At 75.2% G+C, this 12,445-nt stretch carries 5 protein-coding genes, 1 tRNA gene and 1 pseudogene; 3 read left to right on the forward strand and 4 right to left on the reverse strand.

What is annotated here, in order from left to right; translation table 11 throughout:
- The first annotated feature begins 14 nt into the window (after positions 1–14).
- Positions 15–86, forward strand: a tRNA-Val gene (locus ACFVWU_RS33615).
- A gap of 270 nt (positions 87–356) precedes the next feature.
- On the opposite strand, the gene ACFVWU_RS33620 is transcribed toward ACFVWU_RS33615, so the two are convergent.
- Positions 357–557 carry a hypothetical protein gene (locus ACFVWU_RS33620; RefSeq protein WP_387627873.1) on the reverse strand — a complete coding sequence of 67 codons (201 nt, stop codon included), beginning with the start codon at positions 555–557 and terminating at the stop codon, positions 357–359.
- Positions 558–964: 407 nt separating this feature from the next.
- On the opposite strand from ACFVWU_RS33620, the pseudogene ACFVWU_RS33625 reads away from it, so the two are divergent.
- Positions 965–2,311, forward strand: a pseudogene (locus tag ACFVWU_RS33625) (serine/threonine-protein kinase); the annotation flags it as partial.
- A gap of 975 nt (positions 2,312–3,286) precedes the next feature.
- Here the strand turns inward: ACFVWU_RS33625 and ACFVWU_RS33630 are convergent.
- Positions 3,287–4,093, reverse strand: a complete 807-nt coding sequence (locus tag ACFVWU_RS33630; protein ID WP_387627874.1) for a TrmH family RNA methyltransferase — start codon at positions 4,091–4,093, stop codon at positions 3,287–3,289.
- Between the two features lie 89 nt (positions 4,094–4,182).
- Here ACFVWU_RS33630 and ACFVWU_RS33635 point away from each other — a divergent pair, with 89 nt between their 5' ends.
- Complete coding sequence (locus ACFVWU_RS33635) at positions 4,183–6,924, forward strand: SpoIIE family protein phosphatase (RefSeq protein WP_387627876.1); 2,742 nt, start codon at positions 4,183–4,185, stop codon at positions 6,922–6,924.
- Between the two features lie 87 nt (positions 6,925–7,011).
- Here the strand turns inward: ACFVWU_RS33635 and cobA are convergent, their stop codons facing one another.
- Positions 7,012–8,259, reverse strand: coding sequence for a uroporphyrinogen-III C-methyltransferase (cobA, locus tag ACFVWU_RS33640; protein WP_387627877.1), 1,248 nt, complete (start codon positions 8,257–8,259; stop codon positions 7,012–7,014).
- A 108-nt stretch (positions 8,260–8,367) separates the two neighbouring features.
- On the reverse strand, positions 8,368–12,183 hold the full coding sequence (gene cobT, locus ACFVWU_RS33645) for a nicotinate-nucleotide--dimethylbenzimidazole phosphoribosyltransferase (protein ID WP_387627879.1): 3,816 nt from the start codon (positions 12,181–12,183) through the stop codon (positions 8,368–8,370).
- Positions 12,184–12,445 lie beyond the last annotated feature (262 nt).

Consider the following 12,445-nt stretch of genomic DNA (forward strand, 5'->3'; position numbering starts at 1 on the left):
GACCGCCACACCAGGCGCGATTAGCTCAGCGGGAGAGCACTACCTTGACACGGTAGGGGTCACTGGTTCAATCCCAGTATCGCGCACAGTAACGGCCGGGGCCGTGGTCCTTAGGGATCACGGCCCCGGCCGTTTTGTCGTTCCGGTGGTGGTGGCCGGAGAGCTGCCGGAGAGCGGCTGGAAAAGAGAAGAGCCGCGTACGGTCGCCCTCACCGGCGCCCGTACGCGGCGTCTCCGCCTGCCGAGGTGCTCTGCGGACCGCTCCTCGCCCGTCCGCGTGTCATCGCGGCCGCGGCCTCCCCGGCGGCACTGCTCCCCGTCCCCAGGGGACCAGTGCCCGTTCTGGTGTTCCTTCCTCAGCGGCCGATCAGGTTGGCCACGGCTTCGGCCTGGTTGGCCATTTGGTCCCACCCGCCGAACAACAGCACCAGGACCACGGCGCACGGCAGGGCCATGGCCAGCGCCACGGCGGGGTGCCGGGTGGGCTGCTCGGCGGACTGGGGCTGGATGAAGGCCGACCGACGGCGGCGGGAGGTTCCCGTCTGCTGCGATGCCATGGGCCCTGCTCCTGATCCGGTCGAGTTGGCGCGGTGGACGGCTTACCTCGGGGGACGAGCTCCCCGTCCACCGCTGAGCACAACGCTATTGGTCAGGGGGCCTTTCGGGCGTCATGCCGTCGTACTGTTCCTCGGGCATCCCGGAGGATGACGCTCAGACTCAAGGCGTACTACCGGAGGGGGAGACAGGTCTTTCGCCGCCCCCGGGGGAACCCTGAGGGGCAACCCCGAGAGACGATGAGGCACCCCTGCGACCTGCAGCTCAGCGCACGATCCGACAATCGCACGGTGGCTTGAGGTGTTGCGTATCAGCACACCGCAGCGGGCAGTCCGTAAGCTGTGCCGGACAGGAACTGACGATGCCCCAACCGACGGGGCCTCACCCACAGGCTGACGGGGAACGAGACATGGCGATGATGCGGCTGAGGCGTGAGGACCCCCGCATCGTCGGGCCGTACCGCCTGCACCGGCGACTGGGGGCCGGCGGCATGGGCGTGGTCTACCTCGGCTCCGACCGGCGGGGGCAGCGCGTCGCCCTCAAACTGATCCGCGCCGAGCTCGCCGAGGACCAGGAGTTCCGCACCCGCTTCGCACGCGAGATCGCCGCCGCCTCCCGGATCCGGGGCGGCTGCACCGCCCGGGTCGTCGGCTCCGACATCGAAGCCGACCGGCCCTGGCTCGCCACCGCGTACGTGCCCGGGCCCTCGCTCTACAAGCAGGTCGGCGACGAAGGGCCACTGAGCTGGCCCGAGGCCGCCCGGATCGGGGCGGCGCTCGCCGACGGCCTGGTCAAGGTGCACGAGGCCGGGGTCGTCCACCGCGACCTCAAGCCGTCCAACATCCTGCTCTCCCCGCGCGGCCCGCGGATCATCGACTTCGGCATCGCCTGGTCGCGCGGCGCCAGCACCCTCACCCACGTCGGCACCGCGGTCGGCTCCCCCGGCTTCCTCGCGCCCGAACAGGTGCGCGGCGCGGCCGTCACCCCGGCCACCGACGTCTTCGCCTTCGGAGCGACGCTCGCGTACGCGCTCACCGGGGACACGCCGTTCGGGTCGGGCGCCTCCTCCGAGGTGATGTTGTACCGGGTCGTCCACGAGGAGCCCGACCTTTCCGCCGTCCCCCCGCAGCTCGCCCCGCTGATCCGGGCCTGCCTGGCCAAGGAGCCCGCCGAACGGCCCGGCGCGGCCGCGCTGCACGATCGGCTCAGCGAACTGGCGGCGCGCGGTACTGCGGCGGCTGCCGCCGGTGGCGGTGGGCGCGGGGCCCGGCGAGGGGCCCCGACCGCTCCGCCCGCTGCTGCTGCTGCTGCGCAGGATCCTGCCCACGAGGGTGTCCGGCAGGGTGTGCCGGCGCCCGGGCGCTCGTCCGAGCCCGCCGCTCCTGCGCGGGCCAGAGGCGCGGCCGCCGGTCGTCCCGGCGGGCAGGCGGCCGGAGCCTCGGCGCGACGCCCGGCAGCACCTGCCCAGCGGCCCGAGGCGACACCGGTGACCCGCCCGCTGCGGGCCCGACCGCAGACCCCGCCGCCGGCCCGGCCCCGACCCCGGGACCGGCAGCACACCCCGGCTCCCGGCGGGCGGCCCGGCATGGCGCGGCAGCGGCTGCTGCGGCAGCGGCTGGTGGTCTTCGTCACCGTGACGATCGGTGTCGCGCTGGCCATCGCGGCGGCGCAGGGCTGCGAGAACCGCGGCAACCAGGGGATGCGGCCGCCGGTCGGGCAGACGGCGACGGCGAACACCGGAGGCCACGGGGACGAGCAGGCGGTGCCCGGGACCTCGATGGACATCGCTCTGCAGACCACGGCGACACCGCTCCCGACAACACCGGTCCCGACAACACCGCTTCCGGCGGCGGCGCGGGGTGGTGCGGGGGACGGCGCGTTGGCGCCCGCGCAGGGGCCCGGGCCGGTGGTGGACTGGCCGAACCGCAGCTACCCCGACGGGGCGGGCAGGGCCTCCGTCGCGCTGAAGGACGGGCACTCGGCCGGGGCGGGGCCGCAGGTCGCGCTGCGCACCGTGCTGCCGGCCCGGTACAAGGGCCAGCCGGCCGCGGTCGTCGTGCTGCGGCGGGCAGAGGGGTCGGCGCCGGTCGACCTCGTCCAGCTCTACACCTTCGCCGGGGACAACCCGGTCGCCGCCACCTCCCGCACCTCGACGGCCGACCCGCAGGCCACGGCCACCTGGCGCCTGGACGGCAGCACCGTCGTCCGCGAGGAACGCGTGGCCGCCACCGGCGCTACCACCTCCACCCGCTACACCGTCCGCGCCGACGGCACCCTCGACGAATCCTGGCCCGGCGCCGGCGCTTCCGGCGGCACCGGCCTCACCACCCCGCCCCCGGCCGCTGCCCCGGCCCCGCCGACTGCCCCGACGGGCTGAGGCAACGGGCGGGGGCAACGGGCGGGGCGCGAAAAGTCGGTCCCGCCGACTTTTGGTGCCGGCTGACCGGGAGTCGCTCGACGGGGTGGCGCGGCCCGTTTCCTGCGCGGCTCCGGGGCGCGGAAAGTCGGCCGAACCGACGTCCTGTGCGCAGGGCCAAGAGCAGGTGCGCCACGACGGATCACGCGCGGCCAGGCCGGATGGCCCTGCATCGGCGCGGTGGGGCATGCGTGGGACGTCGGGTGGTTCGCATTCCTGCGCCGAGGCCGACTCGGGTGCGGGAGAAGGACCGGTTCGGCTGGGAGGCGCCCGAGAGGTTGGGTTGGCCGACTTCCGGTACGGCGGGGCAGGGGGTCAGGGCGTGGTGACGGCGTAGAAGGCCACGGCTGCGGCGGCGCCCACGTTGAGGGAGTCGATGCCGTGGGCCATGGGGATGCGGACGGGATGGTGGGCGGCGGCGATGGCGTCGGGGGTGAGGCCGTCGCCTTCGGCGCCGAGCATGAGGGCGGTCTTGGGGAGGGTGTGGGGGGCGAGGGCGGCGAGGTCGACGGCCGTGTCGGCGGGGGTGAGGGCGAGGAGGGTGAAGCCGGCCTCGCGGACGGTGGTGAGGGCGGCCGGCCAGGGGTCGAGGCGGGCGTAGGGGACGGCGAAGACGGCGCCCATGGAGACCTTGACGGCGCGGCGGTAGAGCGGGTCGGCGCAGTCGGGTGAGAGGAGGACGGCGTCCATGCCGAGGGCGGCGGCACTACGGAAGATGGCGCCGAGGTTGGTGTGGTCGACCAGGCCTTCCAGCACGGCGACCCGACGCGCCCCGGCGAGCAGGTCGGCGGCGTCCGGGAGGGGCTTGCGCTCCATCGAGGCGAGTGCGCCGCGGTGGACGTGATAGCCGGTGACGGCTTCGGCGAGCGCGGGCTCGACCACGTGGACGGGGGCGTCGGCCTCGGCGATGACGTCGGCCATCACGTCCAGCCACTTGGCGGTGAGCAGCATCGACCGCATCCGGTAGCCGGCCGCGAGGGCGCGGCGGATGACCTTCTCCCCCTCGGCGATGAACAGGCCCTCGGCGGGTTCACGGCGGCGGCGCAGTTCGACGTCGGTGAGGCCGGTGTAGTCGGCGAGGCGGGGGTCGGCGGGGTCGGTGATGGTGCTGGGTTCGGACACCCTGCGATCTTGCCAAGCCGGGGCGGGGAAGGCCAAACGGCCGAAGGGACGAGGTGGTCCCGGACTATCCGGAGTGCAAATATGACCGTATGGCCCGAAATCCGGGCCGATCCTGGGCTCCGTCGGCCTCTGGTGCCACTGGCGACGCCGGCTCCTTCGGTGGGCGCCCACACGGTCGGCAACAGCTGCCCCGCGCGAAGCGGTCGAAACCGGTACGGCACCGGTCCGTGGCCGGGCAGGTGTTCGCACTGCAGATCCTGATCGTGCTGCTGCTGGTGGCGGGGGCGGTGGTGGCGCTGGTGGTGCAGTCCCAGACCGACGCCGACCACGAGGCCCGCGACCGGTCGGTGGCGGTCGCGCAGGCCTTCGCCCACTCGCCGGGCATCGTGGACGCCCTGCGCTCCCCCGACCCGACCGCGATCCTGCAGCCGAAGGCGCAGTCCGCGCGGATCTCCTCGGGCGTGGACTTCATCGTGGTGATGAACGACCAGGGCATCCGCTACACCCACCCCGACCCGGCCCTGATCGGCCAGAAGTTCGTCGGCACCTACGAGCCCGCGTTGCACGGCCAGGTGGTGACCGAGCATCTGACCGGCACGTTCGGCCCGCTGGTCCAGGCGGTGGTCCCGGTGTACGCGCCGGGCGGCTCGGTGGTCGGGCTGGTCTCGGCGGGCGTCACGTTGAGCACCGTCTCCGCCGCGAGCGAGCGCCAGCTGCCGGTGGTACTGGGCTCGGCGGCCAGCGCGATCGGGCTGGCCACCCTGGGCACGGCGCTGATCAGCCGGAGGCTGCGGCGGCAGACGCACGGGTTGGGCCCGGCCGAGATGACCCGGATGTACGAGCACCACGCGGCGGTGCTGCACGCGGTGCGCGAGGGCGTGATGATCGTCGGCGGGGACGGGCAGCTGCTGCTCTGCAACGACGAGGCGCGCCGGCTGCTGGACCTGCCGCCGGACGCCGAGGGCCGCCCGGTGACCGCGCTGGGCCTGGAGCCCGCCCCGCTGGAGCTGCTGACCGCCAACCGCCCGGTGACCGACGAGGTGGTGATGGCCGGGGAGCGGCTGCTCGCGGTGAACGTCCGGCTGACCGACCAGGCGGGCGGCCTGGCCGGCTGCGTCGCCACGCTGCGCGACTCCACCGAGCTGCTGGCACTGACCGGCCGGGCCGAGGGCGCGCAGCAGCGGCTGCGGCTGCTGTACGACGCCGGGATGACGGTCGGCAGTTCACTGGACGTGACCCGGACCGCGGAGGAGCTGACGCAGGTCGCGGTGCCGCGGTTCGCGGACTTCGTCACGGTGGACCTGGCCGAGCAGGTGCCGGCCGGCGAGGAGCCGCCGCCGGGCGCCTCGCTGGGCCGGATGCGGCGCGCCGCCGTCGCCGGGATCAGGAGTGACTCGCCGTTCTACCCGGTGGGCACCCTGCTGGCGGTGGTGCCCACCACCCCGCTGGCCGGGGCGCTGCACAGCGGGGAGCCCAGCCTGGAGCCGCGGCTGGCCGAGGAACGCGGCTGGCGGGAGCAGGACCCGGAGCGCTCGGAGCAGGCGTTGGCGTACGGGGTGCACTCGCTGGTCCGGGTGCCGCTGCGGGCGCGCGGGGTGCTGCTGGGGGTGGCCCGGTTCTGGCGGTCGGAGCAGCCGGAGCCGTTCGAGCCGGAGGACCTGGCGCTGGCCGAGGAGCTGGTGTCGCACGCGGCGGTGTGCATCGACAACGCCCGGCGCTACACCCGTGAGCACGCGATGGCGGTGACCCTGCAGCACAGCCTGCTGCCCCGCAGCCTGCCGGTGCAGAACGCGTTGGAGGTGGCGCACCGCTACCTGCCGGCCCAGGCCGGGGTGGGCGGGGACTGGTTCGACGTGATCCCGCTGCCGGGCATGCGGGTGGCGCTGGTGGTCGGCGACGTGGTGGGCCACGGACTGCACGCGGCGGCGACGATGGGGCGGCTGCGCACCGCGATCCACAACTTCTCGACCCTGGACCTGCCGCCGGACGAGTTGCTCGGGCACCTGGACGAGCTGGTGACCCGGATCGACCAGGACGAGGCGGCGTTCAGCGAGAGCCCGGGGCTGGCCGGGGCGACCTGCCTGTACGCGATCTACGACCCGGTGTCCCGGCGCTGTGCGCTGGCCAGCGCCGGGCACCCACCGCCGGCCGTGGTGGACCCGCAGGGCGGCGTGGTGTTCCCGGAGCTGCCGACCGGGCCGCCGCTGGGGCTGGCGGTGCTGCCGTTCGAGACCGTCGAGCTGGACCTCGCCGAGGGCAGCCGACTGGTGCTGTACACCGACGGTCTGGTGGAGGACCGCGAGCGGGACATCGACGAGGGGCTGGCGCTGCTGCGGACGGCGCTCAGCGGGCCCCCGCGCACGCCGGAGCAGACCTGCGCGGACGTGTTCGGGGCGATGCTGCCGGCGCACCCGCAGGACGACATCGCGCTGCTGGTGGCGCGGACCAGGGTGCTGACGCCGGACCAGGTGGCGCAGTGGGACGTGCCCGCCGACCCGGCGGCGGTGCGGACGGTCCGGGCGCAGGTGGCGGCGCGGCTGTCGGCCTGGGGGCTGGACGAGGCCGCGTTCGTCACCGAGCTGATCCTCAGCGAGCTGGTGACCAACGCGATCCGGTACGGCTCCGGGCCGATCAGGGTGCGGCTGCTGCGCGACCGGGCGCTGATCTGCGAGGTGTCGGACGGCAGCAGCACCTCGCCGCACCTGCGGTACGCGGCGACCGAGGACGAGGGCGGGCGCGGACTGTTCCTGGTCGCCCAGTTCGCGAACCGCTGGGGGACGCGCTACACCGCGACCGGGAAGGTCATCTGGACGGAGCAGCCGCTGGAGTAGGAAGTCGGACCGGCCGACTTCCCACCCCACGAACCGCCCGCGGGCGGGAGTTCGAAGACAGGCTCCAGCGCTGGAAGGCGGCGGCCTCTAGCGCTGGAAGGCGGCGGCGAGGACGTTCACCACGTCGCCGACGACGATCACCGCCGGGGGCTTGACCCCCTCGGCCTCGACCACCGCGGCGACGGTGCCCAGGGTGGCGTCCACCCGGCGCTGGGCGGCGGTGGTGCCCTCCTGGACGATCGCGACCGGGGTGTCGGCCGGGCGGCCGTGCTCGACCAGCTTGGCGGCGATCGCGCCGATCTTGTCCACCGCCATCAGCAGCACCAGGGTGCCGCTCATCCGCGCGACGGCCTCCCAGTTGGTGACCGAGCGCGGGTCGTCCGGGCCGACGTGGCCGGAGATCACGGTGAACTCCTGGGTCAGCCCGCGGTGGGTGACCGGGATGCCGGCCGTCTCCGGGACGCTGATCGAGCTGGAGATCCCGGGCACGACGGTGACCGGGATGCCCGCCTCGGCGCAGGCCAGCAGCTCCTCGCCGCCGCGGCCGAAGACGTACGGGTCACCGCCCTTGAGCCGGACCACGAACTTCCCGGCCTCGGCGTGCTCGATCAGCGCCCGGTTGATCGCCTCCTGGGCCATCTGGCGGCCGTACGGGATCTTCGAGGCGTCGATCACCTCGACGTCCTCGGGGAGCTCGGCGAGCAGCTCGCGCGGGGCGAGGCGGTCGGCGACCACCACGTCGGCGTCGGCGAGCAGTCGGCGGCCGCGCACGGTGATCAGGTCCGGGTCACCCGGGCCGCCGCCGACCAGGGCGACGCCCGCGCCGTGCGAGCGGTACTGGCGGGAGGCCAGCGAGCCGTCCCGCAGGCCGCCGACGATGGCGTCGCGCAGGGCGGCGGAGTGCCGCGGGTCACCGGTGAGGACGGCGACGGTGGCGCCCGCGTCGCGGCCGCTGGCCGGGGTCCAGGCGGTGGCGGCGGAGGCGTCGTCGCTGCGGGAGCAGAACACCCGCTCCCGCTCGGCCTCGGCGCTGACCGCCGTGTTGACCTCCGGGTCGTCGGTGGCGACCAGGGCGTACCACGCCCCGGCCAGGTCGCCGTCCTGGTACGGGCGGGCGTGCCAGGTCAGCTCACCCGCGTCGGCCATGGCCTGGACGGCGGGGGTGGTGGCCGGGGATATCAGGTGCAGCTCGGCGCCGGAGGCGATCAGGGCCGGCAGCCGCCGCTGCGCGACCTGGCCGCCGCCGACCACGACGACGCGGCGGCCGGCCAGCAGCAGGCCGACCGGGTACGGGGTGCGGCCCTCGGTGCTGGGGTGCGGGGTGGGCGCGGTCATCGGCGGTGCTCCTGATCGGGGGTGAGGGTGTCGGGGACGGTACGGCGGTACGCCACTCCGCGGGCCGGCGCGCCCTCGGGCCGGTCCGCGGAGTGGTGACGGGGTACGTCAGGCCTTCTCGGTGACCCCGGCGGAGTCGAAGGTGGCTACATCGTGCATCGCGCGGGCCGCACTCTGCACCAGCGGCAGCGCCAGCAGGGCACCGGTGCCCTCGCCGAGCCGCAGGTCGAGGTCGATCAGCGGACGCAGGCCCAGCTTCGCCAGCGCGGCCTGGTGGCCGGGCTCGGCGGAGCGGTGGCCGGCGATGCAGGCGGCCAGTACCTCGGGGGCGATCGCCTTGGCGACCAGTGCCGCCGAACCCGCGATGACACCGTCCAGTACCACCGGGGTGCGCAGCGAGGCGGCACCCAGCAGGAAGCCGGCGATGGCCGCGTGCTCCAGGCCGCCGACGGCGGCGAGGACGCCGATCGGGTCGTTCGGGTCGGGCTGGTGCAGGGCCAGCGCGGCGCGGATGACCTCGACCTTGTGCGCGTGGGTGTCGTCGTCGATGCCGGTGCCGCGGCCGGTGACCTCGGCCGGGTCCAGGCCGGTGAACACCGAGATCAGGGCGGCCGAGGCGGTGGTGTTGGCGATGCCCATGTCGCCGGTGACCAGCGCCTTGTTGCCCGCCGCGACCAGGTCGCGGGCGGTCTCGATGCCGACCTCGATCGCCTTCAGGGCCTCCTCGCGGGTCATCGCCGGGCCCTGGGTCATGTCCCCGGTGCCGGGACGGACCTTGCGCGGCAGCAGGCCGGTGGCGCGGCCCTGCTGGACGGCGTCCGGCAGCTCGGCGGCCACGCCGACGTCCACCACGCAGACCTCGGTGCCGATCTGCTTGGCGAAGGAGTTGATCACCGCTCCCCCGGCCAGGAAGTTGCCGACCATCTGGGCGGTCACCTCCTGCGGCCAGGGGCTGACGCCCTGGGCGTGCACGCCGTGGTCGCCCGCGAAGATCGCCACGCAGGCGGGCTCCGGGATCGGCGGCGGGCACTTGCGGGACAGGCCGCACAGCTGGGCGGAGATGATCTCCAGCATGCCGAGCGAGCCGGCCGGCTTGGTCATCCGCTTCTGCCGGTCCCAGGCCTCGCCGAGCGCCTTGGCGTCCAGCGGGCGGATGCCGCGCAGGGTGTCGGCCAGCAGACTCTGCGGCTCCTCGCCGGGCAGCGCGCGGTTTCCGTACTGCTCCTCGTGGACCACCCAGGACAGCGGGCGCTTCTTGGCCCAGCCCTGCTGCTCCAGTTCGGGCTCGTCCGGGAACGAGTCGACGAAGCCGACGCACAGGTAGGCGACGACCTCCAGGTGCTCGGGCAGGCCGAGCTCGCGGACCAGCTCCTCGTCGTCGAAGAAGCTCACCCAGCCGACGCCCAGGCCCTCGGCGCGGGCGGCCAGCCAGAGGTTCTCGACGGCCAGGGCGGCCGAGTACGGGGCCATCTGCGGCTGGGTGTGCCGACCCAGGGTGTGCCGGCCGCCGCGGGTGCGGTCGGCGGTGACCACGATGTTGACCGGGGTGTCGAGGATGGCCTCGATCTTGATCTCGCGGAACTGCTTGGCACGGCCCTTGGGCAGCGAGTCCGCGTACGCCTCGCGCTGGCGCTCGGCCAGGGCGTGCATCCGCCGGCGGGTCTTGGCCGAGCGGATCACCACGAAGTCCCAGGGCTGCGAGTAGCCGACGCTGGGCGCGGTGTGGGCGGCCTCCAGGACGCGGATCAGCACCTCGTGCGGGATCGGGTCCGGGCGGAAGCCGTTGCGGATGTCGCGGCGCTCGCGGATCACCTGGTGGACGGCGTCGCGGCCGGCCTCGTCGTAACCGGGGGCGGCCGGGCCGCGCGGCTCGGCGGGCTCCTCGGCGGCCGGGGCCTCCTCCTGGGCGGCGTCGGGCGTGGCGGCTTCGGCGGACTGCTCGCTCTGCTCGGTCTGCTCCGCGACCAGCTCGGGCTGGGACTCCTCGGCGGCCGGGGCGTCAGCGGCGGGCTGCTCCTCGGCGGCGGGGGCCTCCTCCTGGACGGTCTCGGGCGTGACGGCTTCGGCGGACTGCTCGCTCTGCTCGGCCTGCTCCCCGACCGGCTCGGCCTGCGGCTCCTCGGCGGGCTGCTCGGCGACCGGCTGCTCGGCGGGCTCCGCGGCCTCGACGGCGGACTGCTGCTCGGCCTCCGGCGCGACGGCTTCGGCGGCCTGCGGGGCCTGCGCCTCGGCGGGCTGCTCGGCGGGCTGCTCGACGGCCTGCTCGGCAGCGGGCTCAGCGACGGCCTCGACGGCCTGCTCCGCCTGCTCGGCGACCGGCTCGGCCGGGGCCTCGGCCGGCTGCCCGGCCTGGGCGGCCTCCGGCTGCGGCTGCTCGCCCTCGGCGGCGGGCTGCTCGGCCGACTGCTCGGTGGTCTGCTCGACGGCCTGGCCGGAGGGCATCTCACCGGTGCCGACGGCGGTCTCGGCGACCGGCTCTGCGACCGGCTCGACGACGGCCTGCGGCGCGGCCTCGACGCCCTGCTCGGCCTCCTGGTCCGCCGGGGCTTCCTGGACCACCTCGACGGCCTGCGGTGCGTCGGCGGCCGCTATGGGAGCGGGCTGCTGCTGCGCCGCCTCCTCGGCCACCGGGGCCTGCTGGACGGCCTCGACCTTGGGCAGGCCGTGCGGGGTCGGCGCGGCGAGGAAGGCGGAGATCCGGCGCGGCTGACCGGCCGGAGCGACGGCCTCCGCCTGCTCGGCGGTCGCGACGGCCTCGGCGCCGCCCTCGGCGGCAACGGCCTCAACGGCAACGGCCTCGACGGCGACGCTCTCGACGGCGCCCGCCTCAGCGGTGGCCTCGACGAGGACGGTCTCGACCGCGACGGCCTCGGCCACCGGCTGGGCGACGCCCTCCGCCGGAACCGGCTCGACCACGACGGCCTGGGCCTGTGCGGCCTCCGCGGTCGCCACCACCTGGGCGGCCTCGGGCACCGGTACGGCCTGGACGGCCTCCGGAGTCCCGACGACCTCGACCACCTCGATCGCCCCGACCGTCTCGACGGTCATCAGGCCCTCGATCGGATGCCCGGGCAGCGGCACCTGCTGGAAGCCCTGGCCCTGCGGCACCTGCTGAACCTCCGGCACGGCCTCGACCGTGGAAGCCGCCGGAGGCACCGGCGCGGCGGGCGCCATCGGCACGGGCTGCGGCACGCCCTGCGGCGGGACACCCGGAACCGGCGCGACGGCCTCGCCCATCGGCGGGCGGCCGACGACCGGGATGCCGTGCGCGGGCGTACCGCCCTGCGACGGGCCGCGGTCGGCCAGCGAGCGAACCGGCACCTGGCCGGTCATCAGCGACGGGTCCGGAATCGGCGGGCCCGCGTGCAGCGGGCGGCGCTGCGGCTGAGCCTGCGTCACGGGCTGCTGGGCCTGCGGCTGCGCCGGGCCGCCCTGGACGGGCTGCTGCTGGACGTGCTCGGCGCCGAGCACCGGCGGGTCCACCGGCGGCCAGGACGGCTCGACCGGGGTGCCGTCCGGCTGCGGCGCGAACGGCGCCTGCTCGGCGCCCCAGGAGCCCTGCGGACCGGGCATCAGCAGCACGTCGTCCTCGTCGTCCAGCCCGTCCGGCTGGTCGACGAAGTGGAAGGCCGGGCGCGCGGCGCCCTGGTCGACGGTCCAGCCCTCGCCCGGGACGGCCGGGGACGGCATGCCGGGCACGGTGTACTCGGGCTGGGCATGCGGCGGGATGACGCCGGCGCCGAGGGGCACCGCGCCGGGCAGGCCGCCGACCGGGGCCGCCGGGTTGGGGATCACTCCACCGTCCGTCACGACGCCCTGCAGGGGTGCAACGCCCGCGACGCCCTCCGGTCCGCCGAGCGGGTCCGGCCCGGCGTGCAGGTGCTCCGGCAGTCCCTCACCCGGGACGTGGCCGCCATCGGTCATTGTCAAAGCTCCTTCCAGGCCGCTGCCGCGCCCCTTGGCGACGCGATCACCGATCGCAGCGCCCATCCGCACGGGCCGGGCCTGCACCGACCCGCCCCTCAACCACACGCGGCCGCCGCGCCGAAGCGCTGCGGCCAAAGTCCTTCCGGCGCGCTGCGGCACCCCGGCCCGGGCCCCGCCCGTGAGGACGGCGCACCATCTGAAACAACGACAGCCCGGAGCAACCGGCACGACCGCACCGGACCCTACGGCATTCTCCAGG

Origin of the sequence: Kitasatospora sp. NPDC058190, assembly GCF_042883685.1 — a bacterium.
Taxonomy (GTDB): Bacteria; Actinomycetota; Actinomycetes; order Streptomycetales; family Streptomycetaceae; genus Kitasatospora.

Bases quoted from the DNA above. Each gene is read 5' to 3' on its own strand.
- ACFVWU_RS33620 (WP_387627873.1), bottom strand. From the start codon at position 557: ATGGCATCGCAGCAGACGGGAACCTCCCGCCGCCGTCGGTCGGCCTTC.
- ACFVWU_RS33635 (WP_387627876.1), top strand. From the start codon at position 4,183: ATGGCCCGAAATCCGGGCCGATCCTGGGCTCCGTCGGCCTCTGGTGCC.
- cobA (WP_387627877.1), bottom strand. From the start codon at position 8,259: ATGACCGCGCCCACCCCGCACCCCAGCACCGAGGGCCGCACCCCGTAC.
- cobT (WP_387627879.1), bottom strand. From the start codon at position 12,183: ATGACCGATGGCGGCCACGTCCCGGGTGAGGGACTGCCGGAGCACCTG.